At 31.9% G+C, this 19,205-nt stretch carries 16 protein-coding genes; 1 reads left to right on the top strand and 15 read right to left on the bottom strand.

The features are described from left to right. Positions 1-8: 8 nt before the first annotated feature. The 15 genes from AB1280_RS03330 to AB1280_RS03260 all read right to left on the bottom strand — a co-directional run bounded on the left by AB1280_RS03330 (position 9) and on the right by AB1280_RS03260 (position 16,707). Positions 9-1,190 (bottom strand): glycosyltransferase, encoded by a 1,182-nt coding sequence (locus AB1280_RS03330; protein ID WP_429754870.1) that lies wholly within the window; start codon positions 1,188-1,190, stop codon positions 9-11. A gap of 12 nt (positions 1,191-1,202) precedes the next feature. Next, a complete protein-coding gene (locus tag AB1280_RS03325) occupies positions 1,203-2,393 on the bottom strand; it encodes a glycosyltransferase (protein ID WP_429754869.1) in 1,191 nt (396 codons plus the stop codon). 13 nt (positions 2,394-2,406) lie between these two features. Beyond that, positions 2,407-3,567 carry a polysaccharide pyruvyl transferase family protein gene (locus AB1280_RS03320; RefSeq protein WP_272187996.1) on the bottom strand — a complete coding sequence of 387 codons (1,161 nt, stop codon included), beginning with the start codon at positions 3,565-3,567 and terminating at the stop codon, positions 2,407-2,409. A gap of 17 nt (positions 3,568-3,584) precedes the next feature. Next, on the bottom strand, positions 3,585-4,616 hold the full coding sequence (locus AB1280_RS03315; protein WP_429754868.1) for a glycosyltransferase: 1,032 nt from the start codon (positions 4,614-4,616) through the stop codon (positions 3,585-3,587). 80 nt (positions 4,617-4,696) lie between these two features. Beyond that, a complete protein-coding gene (locus AB1280_RS03310; protein WP_272187998.1) occupies positions 4,697-5,899 on the bottom strand; it encodes a glycosyltransferase in 1,203 nt (400 codons plus the stop codon). 91 nt (positions 5,900-5,990) lie between these two features. Continuing rightward, positions 5,991-6,599, bottom strand: coding sequence for an acyltransferase (locus AB1280_RS03305; protein ID WP_429754867.1), 609 nt, complete (start codon positions 6,597-6,599; stop codon positions 5,991-5,993). Further along, positions 6,592-7,359, bottom strand: coding sequence for a glycosyltransferase family 32 protein (locus AB1280_RS03300; RefSeq protein ID WP_429754866.1), 768 nt, complete (start codon positions 7,357-7,359; stop codon positions 6,592-6,594). Before AB1280_RS03300 ends, AB1280_RS03305 begins: the two co-directional genes overlap by 8 nt. Before the next feature lie 73 nt (positions 7,360-7,432). Beyond that, the gene (locus tag AB1280_RS03295; protein ID WP_429754865.1) at positions 7,433-8,503 is read right to left on the bottom strand and encodes an EpsG family protein; all 1,071 of its coding nucleotides are present in this window, start codon (positions 8,501-8,503) and stop codon (positions 7,433-7,435) included. Between the two features lie 72 nt (positions 8,504-8,575). Next, positions 8,576-9,478 (bottom strand): glycosyltransferase family 2 protein, encoded by a 903-nt coding sequence (locus AB1280_RS03290; protein ID WP_429754864.1) that lies wholly within the window; start codon positions 9,476-9,478, stop codon positions 8,576-8,578. Between the two features lie 36 nt (positions 9,479-9,514). Further along, on the bottom strand, positions 9,515-10,618 hold the full coding sequence (locus AB1280_RS03285) for a glycosyltransferase family 1 protein (protein WP_429754863.1): 1,104 nt from the start codon (positions 10,616-10,618) through the stop codon (positions 9,515-9,517). Positions 10,619-10,628: 10 nt separating this feature from the next. After that, positions 10,629-11,696 (bottom strand): glycosyltransferase family 2 protein, encoded by a 1,068-nt coding sequence (locus AB1280_RS03280; protein WP_272188004.1) that lies wholly within the window; start codon positions 11,694-11,696, stop codon positions 10,629-10,631. After that, positions 11,680-12,825: a glycosyltransferase family 4 protein gene (locus tag AB1280_RS03275; RefSeq protein WP_429757256.1), complete on the bottom strand. Its 1,146-nt coding sequence runs from the start codon at positions 12,823-12,825 to the stop codon at positions 11,680-11,682. Before AB1280_RS03275 ends, AB1280_RS03280 begins: the two co-directional genes overlap by 17 nt. Before the next feature lie 57 nt (positions 12,826-12,882). Then, positions 12,883-14,709 (bottom strand): polysaccharide biosynthesis protein, encoded by a 1,827-nt coding sequence (locus AB1280_RS03270; RefSeq protein WP_429754862.1) that lies wholly within the window; start codon positions 14,707-14,709, stop codon positions 12,883-12,885. A 649-nt stretch (positions 14,710-15,358) separates the two neighbouring features. After that, positions 15,359-16,018 (bottom strand): CpsD/CapB family tyrosine-protein kinase, encoded by a 660-nt coding sequence (locus AB1280_RS03265; protein WP_429754861.1) that lies wholly within the window; start codon positions 16,016-16,018, stop codon positions 15,359-15,361. Further along, a complete protein-coding gene (locus tag AB1280_RS03260) occupies positions 15,967-16,707 on the bottom strand; it encodes a YveK family protein (RefSeq protein ID WP_272188007.1) in 741 nt (246 codons plus the stop codon). Before AB1280_RS03260 ends, AB1280_RS03265 begins: the two co-directional genes overlap by 52 nt. Positions 16,708-17,853: 1,146 nt before the next feature. Between AB1280_RS03260 and AB1280_RS03255 the strand changes: the two genes are divergently transcribed. Beyond that, a complete protein-coding gene (locus tag AB1280_RS03255; protein WP_429754860.1) occupies positions 17,854-18,399 on the top strand; it encodes a hypothetical protein in 546 nt (181 codons plus the stop codon). The last annotated feature ends 806 nt before the right edge of the window (positions 18,400-19,205 follow it).

Below are 19,205 nucleotides of genomic sequence, written 5' to 3'. Positions count from 1 at the left end.
TTTCTATACTACTTCAATAATGTGTATAATTTTTCTATCTCCGACTCGGTTCCCAGCTCTTCATTTGATAAATTCTGTATTAATTTATTCCTTAACTTTTCATCATGTATCATTTTTTGAATGCCTTCTGCAATTGCATTGCTGTTCATCTCTACAATAATCCCGTTTTCTTCGTGCTTTATTTGATCTTTAGCTGTACTGAAGTTTGTTACCACTATTGGTTTATGTAGTATTTTTGCTTCGTCTATTGCAATCGATTTCCCTTCAAATCTAGATGGTTGAACATATATATCGGCTTCTTTTATATATGGATATGGATTTTCTTTCATTCCTAGCAGAAAAAAATGCTCTTGGAGGTGGTTCTCTTCTATCATTATTTCTAGCTTATTCCGTTCCTCGCCTTCGCCAACGATATACCACTTTATTTCATATCCATTTTGAACAAGATTCTTACATGCCTTTACAGCAAAATCAAATCCTTTTTCATTGCTTAATCTCCCTACAGAAACAAGCTTTATCCCCTTATGCTTTATATCTGCTTTTTCTTGCGACATTTTATAAATCATACTTGGAGATACGATGTTATGAATAACACCTATCTTATCCTTGTATATAGGGAATCTTTGTTTTAAAACATTCGCGCATTCTTCTGACACTGTTACGATATGATCTAATGAATGAAAATACTGCATGTCAAGGTTAGCATCCATTCCGAACTTGTCATAGTCGGTATGGATAAAGCCAATTTTTTTGTTTGCCTTTACCTTATCTACACAAAAGTAAACGGGGTTCTTTTCTAAGTACCCAATTGCTACATCATATGTTTTATGAAGAGTTTGTAAAGATTTAGCTAAATAACGCCAGACCCTTTGTTCGCAACGGGCACTGTTTTTCTCACTTTTAAATATATAGCCTGCACGAATCCTCGATAAGGCGATATTGATATTCCCTTGCCGCAAGCATTGCATAATAGCTACTTTTATGGACATATCAAACAACCGGTACTCAGAAGGTTCTTCTAATATATTTACTTGAGCAGGTATTTTATTAAAGAATAAACCTTCGTGCTTAAATAGAAATAAATCTACATTATAACGAGAGTAATCAATCGTATTCAATAGAGAAATTAATGACTTCTCAGCTCCACCGCAGTTCAAATTATTAATAACAAATAATATGTCTTTTTTCATGCTAATCACCTTTTATAGAATTCCGTAGAGCTTATTTATTTCTGTTTCGGTCCCTAATGTTTCTGTAGATAAATAGTTTATGAGCCTTTCTCGCAATTCTATGTTTTTAATGAGATTTTCAATTTCAGTTGCTATCCCTTCCTCGGACATATGAGCAATGATTCCATTAATTCCATGATGAATTTGATCTTTTGCAGTTTCAAAGTTAGTTACTACTATTGGTTTATGCAGTATTTTTGCTTCATCGATTGCAATAGACTTCCCTTCATATCTAGATGGTTGTACATATATATCTGCTTTTCTAATATAAGGATATGGATTTTCTTTAACTCCTAATAGCTTAAAATGGTTTGATAAGTGATAGTCTTCTATCAATCTTTCTAATGTATCCCGGTCATCCCCGTCTCCTAGCACATACCATTTAATCCTGTACCCTTTATCAAGAAGTAGCTTACAAGACTTTACTGCTAAATCTACGCCTTTTTCGCGGCTTAATCTGGCAACAGTTATAATACTTGTATAATTGTTATCAAATAAGCCATCATCTTTTGTAGCCCTTTTAGATAAATCATGTATCATCTGGGGTGCTACTATATTGTGTATAACCGCAATTTTATTTGTCAGATGTGGAAAATTGTCTTGTAATGATTTTGCACACTCATCTGAAACTGTTATGATATGATCAAGTTGTTCAAAATAGGCAGTATCAAATTTATAATCCATTCCTGAATCTGAATAGTTTGTATGAATCCATCCGATCTTCTTTTTAGCCCGCACTTTATCAATCACAAAATATATGGATGATTTTTCAAGATATCCTATTGCTGCATCATACTCTTTTTCTAAAGTTTCAAATGATTTGCTTTGATATTTCCACGTATACTGTTCTGAAATAGCAGCTTCCTTTATCACTCTATTCTTAATAGCGAATAACGATCTTGCATACGCCAAGTTAACTTTTCCATTCTTTAAAAAGTTCCCTATTGAATGTTGGAAGCTACGTGCAAATACCTGATAATCACTTGGCAGATCTAATATAGTTACTTCCTTCGGTAGTGACTTTATAAATACCCCTGTTTTACTGAATAGAAATAAATCTACATTATACAAACTGTAGTCTATTTGAGATAGCAAATTTACTAAGCTTTTTTCCCCACCGCCAGCAGATAAACTAGGCATAACAAACAGTAGATTTTTTTTCATAATGTACCTCAAATTACTTAGCCAATTCTTTTAAATATTCTACTGCTTTATACGACATCTTCTTTATATTAGGGATAGATTTCTGTAATGTTTGTCTTAATTGTGTTTCTTCGCTTACCATCTCATCAAATTTAGCTTTTAGTTTCTCACTGTTTGATATTTCTTCTAACCCTAAAACTAATTTTTCTTCTCCAAATATATCTTTCGATATTCCTTTTGACTTTATGCTATACCCTAACACCATAGTCGGAACATAATTCGAATACGCTGCTATAGTCGCATGTGTTCTAGCTCCTATGAAGAATCTCATTCTAGCGATATACCCCTTATATTGTATTGCATTTAAGTCATTTGGCAGTATGATTACTCTCCCAGTATTTTTGAATTCCTCATAATATTTATATAAAACTTCATAATCATTATTTCCATCGATTATAACATGAGGTGTAAGAGCAATCGTTAAATCTGTAGTATTTAATATATGATTTATTAATTCTCTCACTGCACCTTGGGAGTCTTTATTTCTCTCCCATACAAGTGGGCTAAAGTTTAATCCAACTGTATTACCTTCCTGCCATCCCTTAGGCAGTTCCAGTTCCTCTTTTTCCATAGTAAATGCCGGATCAGCACATAATTTAACATTATTGAGCCCCTTACTTTTTAACATATTATAAGTAAGGCTTTCACGAGCTAGTATTGCATCAAACAACTTTAAGTCCTCTAATTTTTTCTCAGACATGTCCTCTTCACCGATAGAACATCCCCATAAAACCAATTTTTTCCCTTGTGCTTTTACTCTTCTATCTATCTCATACAATGCAGGCTGCTCTCCGTAACAATAGTTATCTCCACCTATAGATAAGCATACATCTACATCTTTTATACGTTTAATGATGTTATTTTCTATTTTAGCTAATGCATAAGATTCATCATTAAAAAGCTTTACTTTAAGTACAGCCATCCACCAATCATAGGAATACTTCTTTATATCACTGCTAGAACCATCATATATTTCATCCAACTTTGGAATAATCTTGTCCGTTTCTGGTTTACTTGATACTAAGTACACTTTTGCGTCATCTTTTTTCTCTTTTATAATACTCGTAGAAGAACGAACTATTGCTTCGCATCCTCTATTTAAACTGCCTCCATGGGCAAACATCATAATTTTCATATTAACCTCTCCCAATACTATTTACTTCGAAATCTACTGTAAGCAACAGCACAATATAGTCCAATTGCTGACTTTTTCCTTATCATGTTTATCACAGCTTTCTCATATCTTCCTAATTTACTATAATTTTCACTGCAATAGATAGATAACGCTTCTCTAACATATTTATTTCGAATCATATTTTTTACATATTTATACCTCATACTAAAACTTACATCTTTAGATGGGGTAAAATAAATATATATATAAGACATTACATTATTTATAAATTTTATTGATTTTAACTGGTGCACCATTACTTTGTCGACCTTATCAGTATATATTTGTGGCAAGTCCATGTTATACACTTCTACAGCTCTCTTAAAATAATCTTTTTCTACTATGTTTCTAGTGGCACTGCCCGTTACCTCTCTATAATGGTATCCAGCATAATTTATATATTTCATACTAGTTGCATTACTAAAGAATTCAATGTTAAACATTCCGTCTTCTCCTAATGTAACTTTTTCCGGAAATTTCACATCATTTTCATTCATTATTTTATTTTTATAAATTTTATTCACAGCGGTATTTAAATGATCCGTCTTAAGAAAATAAGGCAATAGTTCCTGGTATATATATTCTTTTTTAAGAACAGTGTCTACTGGAAATGGGTACCTTATCGCTACCTTATGTCCTTCCATTTCGCCGTTAATATTTGATATAACTACATCACAATCATCTTGCTTTGCAGAGTTATATAATATTTCATACATCTTTCTCTCTATGTAATCATCAGCATCAACAAATCCAACATATTCCCCAGTTGCTACACTCAACCCTTTATTCCTTGCAATACTTACACCCTGATTTTCTTGATTTATAAGTATTATTCTACGATCTAGTTCTTTATAGCCCTCAATAATTTCTCTACTATTGTCCGTCGAACCATCATTAATAAATATAAATTCACATTGCTCTAGTGTTTGATTTAAAAGTGATTCCACACACTGTGTAATATATTTCCCTGCATTATAAACCGGTATTATTACACTTACTTTTATGCTCATGCCTAAATCCCGCCTCTACCAGAATACCCTGCATTATAATAATTGATATATTTGTAATATAATCTCCTAAATAATCTGTTTTAGTGTTCTATAATTTTATATAATTTATTTAACTCATAGCTATTACTATAATCCATACTTTTTAAATGATGAATCAATGTATTTCTGAGCTTATCATCTTTATATAGAGTTTCAATCCCTTTAACTAACCCCTCAATACTTGAATCACATATTATACCTTCAACCTCATCTTCCAACTGACTACCTGCAGTAGGATAATTCGTAATCAATATAGGTCTCTCAAGTATTTTAGCCTCTGTAACTGTAACTGCTTTTCCCTCGTATCTAGACGGCTGCACGTATAAATCACATGCTTTCATATATGGATATGGATTGGTTTGCTTGCCTAATAATATAAAGCTATCTTCTAAATTGTTCTTTGCTATTAATTCTTTAAGAGTAGCTTCATCTGAGCCATATCCTATCACATACCACTTTATATTATTAAATCCTTTGTCATGTAAAACTTTAAGTGCTTTTATAGCACGATCAAATCCTTTGGCATAGGACAATCTTCCAACTGATACGATATTAAAAGTTCCATTATCTTCCTTGTCAAAACCTACAACATTAGCGGCCATTTTCCGAATAAACTCTGGTGAAGTAATATTTTCTATAAGCAAGATTTTCTCTCTCAGTGATGGGTATACAGTCAAGAATGTTTTTGTACATTCATCCGATATAGATGCAATATAATCAAACTTATTCCACATAGTAACATCTATTTCATTATCAATTTCTAACGTACTATAATCTGTATGGATCCAAGCTATTTTTTTATTCGCATTTACATTATCTGCTAAAATGTCGTGCGGCCATGCATAACTAATTGCAAAGTCATACTTTTTTTTCTGTTTAGGCAAGAAGTATGATACATATTTTGAAACAAGCTGCATCTGAATGTATCCTGATCCTTCTTTAAATTGCCTTTGTTTTGATTTCCTACCTGCAATATACTTGCTTACTATTCTTATAAATGATGCTAAAAAATAACCTTCTTGTATACATTGCCTAATGGATTTTCTAAATACAGTATATTTACCTATTTGCGGTAACACATTAACTTTATTAGGAATTAAATGTATGAAATCTCCTGTGTGATTTAATATTAGTAAATCTACGTTATATTTGTTATAGTCAAAGGTCTCTAGCATATTAATTAAGCTTCTTTCCACACCGCCGATTTCCATATCATAAATAGAAATTAAAATATTCTTTTTCATGTAATTCCCCGCGTTCATATTTTGTTCTTGATATAAGTGACATCATTATACATTTTGAAAATATATAGACGATACTTTCACATGAACCGCTTCAACTAGTGCGATTGATACATACGTTTTCTCGTTTATTTACAAACAGTGTATTTGAAGGAATATGTCCTTTTACAACACTTCCAGCGGCTATCACAGTATTATCACCTATAAACGTATCTCTCAATATAACTACATTAGAACCAATCCAAACATTCTCCCCTATCTTTACTTCACCCTTTATTAAGTGACCATCTTCAATGTTCTTATAATTATGGTCATGGTCATTAATACTTACATTAGGAGCTATCTTTGTATTTCTTCCAATTGATATTTTATTTATACAATTAATGTTACAGTTATCATTAATAAACACTTTCTCGCCTATATTTAGTACCCCATTAAAATCAATGCGAATACTCGCATTTTTTCGAACAAACACAAATTTCCCGATATTAATTTTTGAATGCTTATTAAAAATCTCTATCCTACTTTTTGTTTGGAGTGAAAAGATTGAGCAATTTATATTACGGAAGTATATTAACTTATAGAAAGCACCTCTTAATACACTGATTAAGTGTGAAATATTCATCAACACCGCAAAGTATAACCCTCTGTTACGACTTTCTGTAGCTAGCGTTTGGAATATTTTTTTTAATATATTAATCATGCATTTTCTCCTTAAAAACTTCTTTTCGCCCCACATGTTTTCTTAACTTAGCAATATTATCCCCACCTATAATTTTTGCTAAAATTAATTTTATTTTACTCTTTATCCGCGTTTTAGGTGGTAACCAACTCTTATGAAAATGATGCATGGCATATGTATTTTCCGTTATAAATTTTCTACAATTAATATAGTCATATGGTGAGAAATACGTTTGTGGATAGAAGGTTCCTATCCCTTCTATTTCCTGATACTCTCCATTTGTTATTAACCCTAGATTTTTTAATATCTCCGTTACAATAGCCACATTCGTCAAATCATCATAGCTGCCATCCTCTTTAATGAAGTCCTTTTCTTCATATGAATCTAGAAATGTTTTTATAAACTTATTTCCTTTAGCTGCTCCTATTGTGCTTGTAGCTATATAATTTTCTTGTTCAAATCCCCAAAATGAATCATGATGCAATAGATTATTAAAAGATTTAAATACCTCTACATCAGTATCCAAATAAATACCGCCATAATAATATAAAGCATGTACTCTAACATAATCACTTACAAATGCAAATTTGCCAGATCTATATGCCTCTTTTACATATGAATTACAGTTTATATCAAAATTATCTTCATTCCATTCTATTATTTCATATTCCGATAGATTCTTTTCCCAACTCTCTATACATCTTTTTACAATATCAGATTTTTCATTTCCTCCAAACCAGCAGTAATGTATAGTTCTGGGTATTTTTTCGATTTTTTTCACTTTAAAGCCTCCTCTTTAAAGTAGGAAGTCCCCTTTTTTATGCTCTATTCGTTATACTTATTCAAATATAACTCTAAAGCTTTATAAAGTTACTTCCATATCCAACGCCTGAAAGGCTTACTACACATTCATAGTAGTAATACATCATATAGAATAATAAAATAGCATAATAAATAAGCTTTTGATCTTTTTTCGTAAAAACTTTTACAACCCAAGAAATTAATATTAATTGATACAATCCAAAGTAAATAGAAAATCTAGCAAATATCCAGTTTTGTGTTGAAATAATCATAAAGACAAGTCCTAGTATAGACATATTTACAATAGAATCGCTTTTGGGAAACAATTCTCTTAATCTTTCTTTCCCTAGGTAAGCGAGAAGAATTGGTGCAGCATAAACAATAACCCTAAGTATATTTGCACCGCCCTCAGAAAAGTTTTTATACTCACTATATTGACTATTTTCTATCACCGTAAATAAAGCATCCATAAATTGATTAAACCCTATAACGATAAATACAGCGCAAACGAGAAGAATATATGTTTGTTTTGACCAAGCTTCTTTCCTAACTATAAAATAAATAGGAATGAGGATAAGCGCAGTCTGATGTACAGTTGATGCAAACAGGATAATTAAAATATACTTTTTCCAATTGTCTTCGAGTATATATTTCGTTGCAGCAAATACAATCGCAGCCGCCAAAAATTGCCTTATTCCATTCATTGAAGTTAAAAACATGCCACCTGTTATATATACAAATAAACTTAACTCAAACATTCTTGCATATTTATATAATACAATCACAATTAATGTGTTTGTAATTAACGCCGTTACAAAAATCAGAAGTTGCGGATCATGGGAAAAATTTTGTAAAAACATCTGATAGATATTAAATCCAATGTCCTTTTGCGACTTAATAGTTTCCCAGCTAAAATTCAAAGTAGCATATGAATGCATATAGGCAAAAGTATCTCCAATATTATTACGAAGGCCAGATACTAATATTAAAATTGTCATAGCGCAAAATGCTAAAAATTTATTCGGTTTGACAAAAGATTCTACCGTAACAGCCGGTTTAGAAAAATACCTTGCAAAGAAAGAGAAAAAATAAACTAAAGCAAGATTCATCCATAACACAGTCATTTACCAATCACTTCCACATCGTAAGCATATATTACTACATTCCTATTCTTTTTATTTATACTTCTCTTTGTCTTATTTACTCTTCAAAACAGTAGCTCTATTTGTTTTCATAATATAACAATAAAGTAACAAGCCAAATGGCGTTGCTAGGAAGGTAGTCCATTTACACGGTGACTCTTTTAAAAATCTATAGTTTTTTATTATCAAATTACTAGACACATAATGCATACACTCTCGAAATCTGTCTTTAAATGAAGGTGCATATTGCATAGCAATTTTTCTAAAAAAAGAAAAACCACGTGGGTTTTTCTTATACTGCTTAATAATGTTCATACTTGACCCATCATCTAAATATTCTACAAAGCACAACACTTCATTCATAATAAGTAAGGGGCATTCTTGATCAATAACAATATACTTATAACTAAGTGGACAATACTTTTCCCCTGGAAATATTGGATAAGGCGGGGAATTACGTGTCAGTTCGGATCGATATACAAGTTTTTTATCACCTTTTACGTTATGTTTCACATATAAGTCTGAAAGTTTAGATGCCCTTAAATCAGACGGCATCTTTGTTCCAATAATGTTTCCATTCTGATTTGCATCCAAGCCAACTATACCAGCATAACGATCACTTCCGTTTTGTTCCCAAAACGAAAGAATTTTCTCCACAGCATCATCAGCCATATAATCATCAGAGTCTATACAAACATTTAGTTCTGTGTCAATTAATTCATAAGCTGTATTGTGAGCCCCGTGCATTCCTTGATTTTCTTGATAGTGATAACGAATTGGAACTAAGCCCTCTGAAATCCACTTTTCCACAAGTTCTTTCGTGTTATCTGTAGATCCATCATCAATGATTAACCAAATAAAGTCTTTAGAAGTTTGTCTTTTCAAACTTTCGTAACATAGATGTAATGTATATGCACGATTAAATGCTGGTGTAAAGACCGTTAAAGTAGGACCCATCAAAAAAACCTCCAGAAATCTAAGTTTGTTTAACATTTAACTATGAATTAAATAATAATCCGTTAGCCATTTTGCCATCGTAGCAGTGTTATATCCATTTTTACTTAATAAATCAGATGTATCTTCATGTTCATATGATGAAGTAAGAATTTTTTTTGCCCACACTTCTGGCGTTTCCTTTAAGCTTACAAATTCTATTCGACCTGACACATCCGTTTCATCTGTTATCGAATCGGATACAACACATTTTAAGCCAGCAGCCTGCGCTTCAACCAATACAACAGGTAACCCTTCAAAAAGCGAAGGAAATAAAAATAAATCGAACCCTTGCATAAGGCGCGATATATCTCCTCTAACCCCTAAGAATCTCACATGAGACGATAAACCTAAGGCGGCCACCTTCTTTTCTATCAATGATCGTAATTGACCATCCCCTACCATAACAAGCAGGGAATTAGGATTCTTATCATGCACAGCTTTAAACACATCAATTAAGAAATCATGATTTTTTTGCTTATTAAATCTTCCGATATGTCCTAATACTAATTTATCTTCTGCACCTATTTCTTGCCTAATTTGCTTCCTGATTTCTTCATTATATTTAAACTCTTCTACATTAACTGCATTGTTCAGAACAGTTACTTCCTTAGATTCACATACCTTTCGTCCAAATAACCATTGTCCTGCATTTTTTGAACATGCAAAATACTTGGTAGGATTATCCTTCATAGAAAATCTCGCATACAAACGAAAAGGTAGCTTTATATCTATACCCAAATCGCTTAAATGACTATGCGCAATACGACAAGGAACACCCGCACGTTTGGCTGCTCCAAGTACAAAACTGCTATTTTCGTTAATATGAGAATGTACTACTTTATATTCAGGATGAGCAAGAAAGAATTTATCGAGTAATTTGAAATATAAACGATAATTACCAGGTCTTATTTGCGGCATTCGATAAATTCTTCCACCAAGACTCAATATCTCATCATCATAATGCCCTTTTTCTTCTCTATGTACCATGAAATCAAACTGTATCTTATTACGATCAAGCTTTCGATAATAATTCATTAACATCGTTTCAAGCCCGCCACGATTCATGATTGTCACTACTTGCAATATACGATTCGGTTCCAATATTCTCCCCCTATCTAACTAATTTTCTAAGTTTATCAATTACTACTAAAATAAAATAAAATCCTAGCGTGAATCGGAATTTTGCACAAAAATAAAATACCCTCCAAGCAATTGAAAAATATTTAATCTCAAATTGCCTAAAGGATTGTTTGATGCGTTTATCCTTTAATATTGAATGTAACCTACTGATTTTCATCAAAGTAGATCCCTTATTTTCTTTGCTTATTGTGTTTAAGCCAAGCCCTAATGTACTAAGACATATTCGATTATTTAAGGCTATATAAAAATCTTTTTCCATTTCTTTTTTATCTAAGAAGGTTTCAATTATACCGTAAAGATTAAACCACTGATTCATTAAATTAGGCTTATAAGACGATGTAACTGATGTAGTGTTTACCCTCCAATAATGATAATAAGGTTTATTTATAAAAACAAAAGTTTTCGCATAATAAAAAGCGTATATATTAAAAAGCGAATCCTCATTAGTCCCTATTTTGCTAAGATCTACAAATTCAAGATTATTTTCTTTAAGAATATCTAAGCGATATAACTTTGACCACACTGTCCCCCATGCATCAAGAAGTTCTGGAGTTGCTATTTCTTCATTTAAAGGACCAATCAAACGTCTCATAACTTTTAATTGAACTTCTTTATTGTGATAACACACCTTTTCAGGAAGATTGAATTCTTTTATCTTTGAATGACTACCAAACTCTCGAACATATGTACACATAACAATATCAGCTTTTTCATCAACTGCGCTTTTATACATTGACTCATACATATCTTTATCTACCCAATCATCTGGATCAACAAAACCAATATATTCCCCTTTTGCTACACGTATCCCCTCATTCCTAGCTGAGGAAACTCCACCATTTTCCTTTTCAATCGTCACAATACGATTATCTTTTTTTGCATATTCATAAAGTATTTTTGCACTTCCGTCTGTTGAACCATCATTTACAGCTATAATTTCTATATCATTAAAACTTTGTGATAATAAACTATCCAAACATCTACTTAAGTATTGTTCAACATTATATATAGGAACTATCACACTAATTCTTGGTTTCATCTACATCCCTCAACATATATGGTATATAAATATTATTCAATTCAGTACTTACTTTGTCGATCGAGTATTTTTTTATTCTATTTACATTTTCAATCCCAATCTTTTCACGCAGTGCCCCTGAATGAATACACTCTAGTATTCGTGAGGCAAAAAGCTCTACCTCTGTAGGCGATACAAGATAACCATTTATTGTATCCATTATAAGCTCCCTATGCCCTCTATTATCAGTAGCTATAACTGGAAGACCGCAAGCCATAGCTTCCATAATGTTAACAGGCAAGCCTTCTCGAAGACTAGATGCAACAGCAACATCACATATTGGTAATAATGAGGCAATATCTGTTCGATATCCAAGAAAATGAACCATCTCGGCAATTCCAAGCTCAATAGCCAAGCTCTTACAATCTTCCATTAATGGACCATTTCCCGCGAGTAAAAGCTTTGCATTAGGTGCTTCGTCCTTTAGTAAGGCTAGCGAGTGAAGTAAAAATTGCTGATTTTTATTTTTGTTAAATTCAGCAGCATAAAACATTAGGAAATCATTTGGTTTATAACCAAATTTCACCTTTAAATCTTTTTTATATTCTTCTTGTACCAATTTAAATTGTTCTGTATCTACACCTATTCCATGAACATGTTCAATGCAATTTGCTTTAAATCGATGTTTCACTGCAAGATTGTAATCTTCCGTATTGATTGTTATGAGACAATCTGTATAAGAAGCTAACCCTCTTTCAATTGGATAATATGCCAGCCAATTTATAAGAGGAGCTCCCTTACAAAAGTGAAATCCATGAGCTGTGTAAATCACCTTTGTTCCTTGTTTTCTTGCTTTTCTTGCAGCTAAACGGGCAAGAACTCCTCCCATAGGTGTATGACAATGAATAATGCTGTACTTATTTTTATTGATAATTGCTGAAAGCTCCTTATATGCCTCGAAATTTTGCAGTTTAAAAGGTGATCTCTGAATAGGGATATCATATTTTTTATGTACATATGGAAGGTCCATATTACCACTTGCAGCAACATGTACCTCCCATCCCTGCTCTGCAAAGCCTTTCATATATGGTAAATGAAAGGCTTTAAAATGGTAATCTACTGTTGCACAAAACAACACTTTCTTAGGCAATTCAATCACACACCCATTTAACTATATTTTTGACTCAAGTACAGCTTCTACAAATCACTAATTCAATGTTGGCATTAATACTTTCGAAGCATTATGTCTATTAGCCAGATCTAATAATATGTTTCGTAATTCTTCTTTATCCAAATTAGAGTGTGTAGAGATAACCTTTTCGATTTCTTCTATATAAATATTAGTTTCTTTTCCTACATAAATTCTCGGATAAATTTGTTGTTCAATCATTTCATCATCTTTTAATAGCTCTTCAAAAAGTTTTTCTCCCGGTCTCATTCCGGTAAATTCTATTCCAATTTCTTCAACAGAATTTCCTGATAACTTAATTAAATTTTTTGCCAAATCAACAATTTTTACTGGTTCTCCCATATCTAATACGAAAATTTCTCCGCCCTTAGCTAATGCTCCCGCCTGCATAACTAGTCTTGATGCTTCTGGAATAGTCATAAAGTAACGAACCATATCAGGATGCGTAACTGTAACTGGTCCGCCTTTTTGAATTTGCTTCTTGAATAATGGAATTACACTACCTCTACTTCCCAATACATTTCCAAAACGAACGGCAACAAAGTTTGTTTGACTTATTTTATTGGTATATTGAACAATCATTTCAGCCAATCTTTTCGTTGCTCCCATAACATTTGTTGGATTTACTGCTTTATCAGAAGAAATCATAACAAACGTCTCAACATCGTGCCAACTTGCTGCTTTTGCAACATTCATTGTTCCCATCAAGTTATTTTTCACAGCTTCTTCTGGATTATATTCCATTAATGGGACATGTTTATGTGCAGCAGCATGATAGACAACATGTGGACGGTATTTATTCATCACTGACATTATTTTCTTACTATCTTGTATATCCGCAATTTCCGGAATAAATGTTATCTCCGTATTTCCATATAGCTCTCTCAGCTCCATTTCAATGGAGTAAATGCTATTTTCACCATGGCCTAATAAAATCAACTGTTTTGGATTAAATTTCGCCACTTGTCTACAAATCTCTGAACCAATTGAACCACCAGCACCTGTCACTAAAATGACTTTGTCAGTGATGTATTTAGAAATGCTATTCATATCCAGTTCAACCGGTCTACGTCCTAGCAAGTCTTCTACTTGAACATCTCGGAATTCATTAACTGAAACTTTCCCTGTTACTAAATCTTCTAGCATAGGAAGGATTTGCGTCTTTGCTTTTGTTTTTGAGCACTCTTTAAAAATGGCGTTCAATCCCTTTTTTCTAAGCGAAGGGATCGCAATTATAATACTCTCAATATTTAATTCTTGAACAACACGCTCAATTTGATTTACTCCCCCAATAACTGGAATTCCTAGGATATCAAGATTATGCTTCTTCACATTATCATCAATAAATGCAACAGGTAATAATTCTGTATCATTGTTCTGTAGCAATTGTCTTACAACCATTGTCCCAGCAGAACCAGCCCCAATAATTAAGGTTTTCTTTTTCGTATCATCATTTTTAAAATACGCATCCCGGAACATCCGCCAAATAAAACGGGACCCCCCAATTAACAAGATATGTATCATCCAAGTGATAACAAGTAACCGAAAATAGACTTCGTGTATCACTACTTTTTGTACCAAAGCTGTAGTAACGACAGAGAATGTAATAGCTTTAAAAATAATTAATAATTCCCCTATACTTGCATATTCCCATGCCTTTTTATACAACTTATAAATAAAAGCAAAAAAATGATGACTAAAGAGTAATGTTATAGAACTAATTACAGATGTTAATGTAATAACTCGAATACTACCATTTACAATAAAATAACTAAAATAAATCGCACTCAACACTATAAGTGAATCCATTAAAAGCAATAACGATAACCTTTGCCGGTACGTCATAAATTTCCCACCTTTTTAATCATTACTTTAAAAAAATTAAAGCTTTTAACTATGAGATCTTTTCAAAAAACCCATAGTTAAAACCTTTAATAAAATTTGGGCATTTAACCCACCCTCACACCACACTCTTGACGACTAGCATCTAAGGTTTATCTCAACCCACAGTATAGCCGAGTACCTCCATTGATATCGGTAAGGAGACATCACCATATTTAATCTTTCATTAAGAATCTTTTCGTACTTTATAAAGAACAAGTTAGCTTGAAATCTTATTATCTCGTTAAATAAATAATCTTTATATTTACAGAATACTCCTATATATTAGTTGAAATTCATTTTTACACTTCTCAATTGAGCAACTAATTATCATTCGAATTTCCTTTATAAGGTACTGTATTTTATAGAATTTGCCGATGAATGACTTGTAAAAGGTATTTCATTCAACTTATATAAATTCATTTTGAAATTTCAATATACAAGTTTCTACTATGCAAAAAAGTGACCTGCACTTGCTTTTCTCTCTAATTTCCACTAGGTTGTAGTAGAAAAAAGTCCCAACCGCTTCAATGCATGGCCAGATACTCTCCTCTACCTAAAAAAGAATGATTTTTTGTCTTTTTAATCCATATATCTATATATAAAAAACTTATTACTTATTGTTTAATATAGCTCCTACTAATTTCCCTTTTGTAAAACTTAGTAATCTTTTAGCTTCAATCGCATCCTCATTCATAGTACGGCTATAGTTTACTACTAATAGTGTCCCGTCACATTGATCAGCTAAAATACTTGTATCTGCTACCTCTAAAATCGGAGGAGAGTCAATTAATATGATGTCATACTGATCGATAACTTTTTGAATTAAATTCTCCATTACCACCGAACCAAGCAAATCAGCAGGATTAAGTGGAACTGGACCACTTGTTAATACATATAGTCTTCCAATTCCCGTTTTCTTTACAGCCCCCTCCATTACTTTTTCCCCACTCAAAACACTTGTTAACCCAATTGTATTTTCAAGCTGGAATATTTCATGCATTGTTGGCTTTCGTAAATCAGCATCAATCACTAATACTTTTTCACCTTGTTGAGCTATGGAAACAGCCAAATTCGCTGTAATAGTTGATTTTCCTTCCCCAAATCTTGGAGAGGTAATAACTATGGTTTTATCTTTACCATTGATAGATGAAAACTGAAGATTAGTACGAATTGTACGATATTCTTCAGCGATCTTGGAATTTGGCATAGTATGAGTAACTAGGCTTTCATCCTTTCTTTCGTCTCTTTTTCTTCTGTTTTTGAAAACCACTTGCCTACCCCCCCTAGTGATATAAATTTCTTTTCACTGTATTTATCTATCATACTTCTCTCATTCATTTTAGAAATGCTTCCTAAAGTAGGAATATCTAATAATTTTTCAATAGCTCGTTCTGACTTAATCGTATCGTCCAAGGAATCTAATAAGAAAACAAGACCAATACTTAATACCAAACCAACAACGAAGGCAGTCATTATCGTTTTGCTATGATTTATATTTATTGGTACAGAGTATTTATTTTTTGCTGCCTCTGTTAAAATGCTAATATTATTAAAACCTAATATTCTTGCAGCCTCTTTCTTATAAACAGCTGCTGTAACATTTGCAATTTTAGCAGCCATTACTGGATCCGGATCAGCCACATTAATCTTCATAACTTGCGAACCTTGTACATTTTCAGTGCTTATTTGTCCACTTAACGCACTTGCTGGCCTATTAATATTCAATTCTGCAGCAACTTTCTCCATCACAACAGGTTCATTTACTAATACTTTAAGTGTACTCATAGATTCATTATTTGCTTGAATAAGTATTCTAGCAGAAGATGTGTATACTGGAGTTTTTAAGAAGATACTATTAATTGCTCCCACTAACATAATCATTAGTGTAACTACAATAATTACCCATTTCCGTCTTCTTATCACAGCAAATAAATTTTTAAGATTTATTTCCTTTTCCATGGTTTCCCCCTACATTTTTTATAAATGAATTTGACCTTTTAAACCAAACTCATTCATAAATCATTTTTATGCACAATTTATTATGCATAAAACCACCACTTTAATATAACAAAAGTGTTCTATTTAAAATAAATTTTAGTTCTTTATACAGAACAAGTCAACATAAATATTCTATATAGACTTCTTCCTCTTATACAGATTCTTTTTCTTTTCCATTACTATTCAATGTTATTGTTCTGAAATTAATAAAATCTCTTTTCATACTAAAGTAATTCTTCTACGAAATCTCCAAATAACCCTCTATCATAAATTCATTTTGATTTTCCGACATATAGATTACTGCTATGCAGAAAAAAGGAATCTGCACTCCCTTCCCCCATTCAAGACCTAATCCCTTTACGTCATTAGAGTAGCCGTCAACCACACCAAATAAGCGGTACACGTAAATTAAGAAACGTTCTTTCAAATCCTGCGCCATAATCTCGTTAACTTTCTCATTATTAAATTATAATTTTTCTAAACAAATTATTTTATCTATTCCAAAAGTAACCATTTATAAATCCCCTTTATATACTTATATTTGGACGTATTTACCAATATTACTTTTCAAAAGTTTATTTTACATTTACTTAGTCAAGTGCGCCAACACTTGACGGATCACCCTAAGAATTCCTGTATACCCAGGAACTTCTTTTTTAACTTAATTTACAAAAATTATACCCCCTCAAAGTACATTACATTTTAAAAGTGTTTTATCCATAAAAGAGCTCCGAATATACATTAAGGACTTAAAAAGATTGAAGATAGAAAATAGAAGTAGAATAGTAGATACGTTAAAGGGGACTTATCTACCAAAGGTATTATGTCATTTACTCCACAATTTAGATGGTTTATGTTTTCAATTAATAAGGAAAAAATACGTAATTTAGATTCACTAAAATGAAATATGAATAATGTTTTGACTCAAAAATTCCCCCTAATTTTTTGTGGCTATTTTTTTATTCAATTATATTCTTTATAAATGCACATTTACACTATAAAAAACTACATTTGTGCGTTTTTTCTTTATACACAAATCCTTCATCACAATATATCTATTTATATGTTATACTAAATGACGCATTTACTTCAAGGGAGGATAACATAGTGAAAAAGTTTTTTAAATTTGGGTGTCTTGTTCTGATTGGAATATTTGTAATCATTGTTATCACAGCAATTATAGGTAGATCTAATGATAATCCAAAAGAGAAAACATCTACCGAATCAAAACAAACAACTACAAAAGACACTACTGCAAAAAAAACGGCTAAAACAGTTAGCTGGAACGATAAAATTAAAGAAGTTGCTTCAAGTGATAAAAACGCAACTGAAAAATCCGATGAAATTAGTAAATATGCACATGATTATAAACCGACAGACGATCAAGTTGAAAAATTCTTTAATGATATTATTAAAGAATATAAAGATAAAAATTATATTAAAGACATATCTAATCATGAGTACATGCTTACAAATATTTTCAAATCTCAAGTGGTTGAGAAAAATGCACAAGAAAAAGTAATGCAGGATTTTGCATTCGACTTCTTGCAAAACTCAAAATATAACTATCGTGGTGTTGAAAAACCAACAAGTGCAGCAACTTTAGCAAATGAAACACAAATGGATAAATCATTAAATAAAATGCGTAAATAAAAGCAAAAGCTCTTCTCACATGAGAGGGCTTTTTCCTTTGTTCATTAAGTTTCGCGGAAAATTATCTTCTAAGTATCTAAACCGACAAATACACTTCCACAAAAACTTTAATACCCATCAACGCCGTGCAAATTCCTAGAATAACTAGTTTTTCACTTCTTCTCACCTTTCCGCCTAAAATTTACTATAAATAGATTAATACCCATTAATCTATATTGAAAAAACAATATCAGATTACCGATATGCAAAATAACATAATACACAACCTTTAATATTATGTTATTATTATATAGTAATGTTTTTATCTACTTTTGTATTTGTAATGTCATAACAAATGTTTGATTAGAAAGCCGTTATCTTTTCAAACAGCAACAAAAAGCCCTAATACTCTATTAAATCGAGTATCAGTGCTTTTTGTTAGTTATCTAAACTAACTTACATTTGATTCATCGAAACACATCCAACCTTCAACGTATTGACCAGTGATATAAATTCAATTAGCATAACGATAATGAATGTCATAAGCAGAGCATTTTGTAATTATATTGATAACAACTTCACCTATACTTTCTCCTTTTTCTAAGGTTAATGTCAATACCATTTACCCAAACTACACCCGTAGATTTACCATCTTTGTTGATTTTACAAACATCGGCACGTAACTAGTTGTTTTTCTCGATTTTGTACCAAAGGTGAGATCCGTCATAGTGACAATCTCGGTAAACATGACCAGAACCCCTATGCATTTGAAGTATAACTTTTGCATTAGTAGATGGATCCTTACGAACATCTGCAACTTTCAGCCG

Origin of the sequence: Bacillus sp. S10(2024), assembly GCF_050473865.1 — a bacterium.
Taxonomy (GTDB): Bacteria; Bacillota; Bacilli; order Bacillales; family Bacillaceae_G; genus Bacillus_A.
Note: the sequence above shows the minus strand (reverse complement) of the source record. Positions and strands in the feature narration are given on the sequence as shown.

Coding starts and splice junctions, on each gene's coding strand:
- AB1280_RS03330 (WP_429754870.1), bottom strand. CDS start 1,190: ATGAAAAAAGACATATTATTTGTTATTAATAATTTGAACTGCGGTGGA.
- AB1280_RS03325 (WP_429754869.1), bottom strand. CDS start 2,393: ATGAAAAAAAATCTACTGTTTGTTATGCCTAGTTTATCTGCTGGCGGT.
- AB1280_RS03320 (WP_272187996.1), bottom strand. CDS start 3,567: ATGAAAATTATGATGTTTGCCCATGGAGGCAGTTTAAATAGAGGATGC.
- AB1280_RS03315 (WP_429754868.1), bottom strand. CDS start 4,616: ATGAGCATAAAAGTAAGTGTAATAATACCGGTTTATAATGCAGGGAAA.
- AB1280_RS03310 (WP_272187998.1), bottom strand. CDS start 5,899: ATGAAAAAGAATATTTTAATTTCTATTTATGATATGGAAATCGGCGGT.
- AB1280_RS03305 (WP_429754867.1), bottom strand. CDS start 6,599: ATGATTAATATATTAAAAAAAATATTCCAAACGCTAGCTACAGAAAGT.
- AB1280_RS03295 (WP_429754865.1), bottom strand. CDS start 8,503: ATGACTGTGTTATGGATGAATCTTGCTTTAGTTTATTTTTTCTCTTTC.
- AB1280_RS03290 (WP_429754864.1), bottom strand. CDS start 9,478: ATGGGTCCTACTTTAACGGTCTTTACACCAGCATTTAATCGTGCATAT.
- AB1280_RS03280 (WP_272188004.1), bottom strand. CDS start 11,696: ATGAAACCAAGAATTAGTGTGATAGTTCCTATATATAATGTTGAACAA.
- AB1280_RS03270 (WP_429754862.1), bottom strand. CDS start 14,709: ATGACGTACCGGCAAAGGTTATCGTTATTGCTTTTAATGGATTCACTT.
- AB1280_RS03260 (WP_272188007.1), bottom strand. CDS start 16,707: ATGGAAAAGGAAATAAATCTTAAAAATTTATTTGCTGTGATAAGAAGA.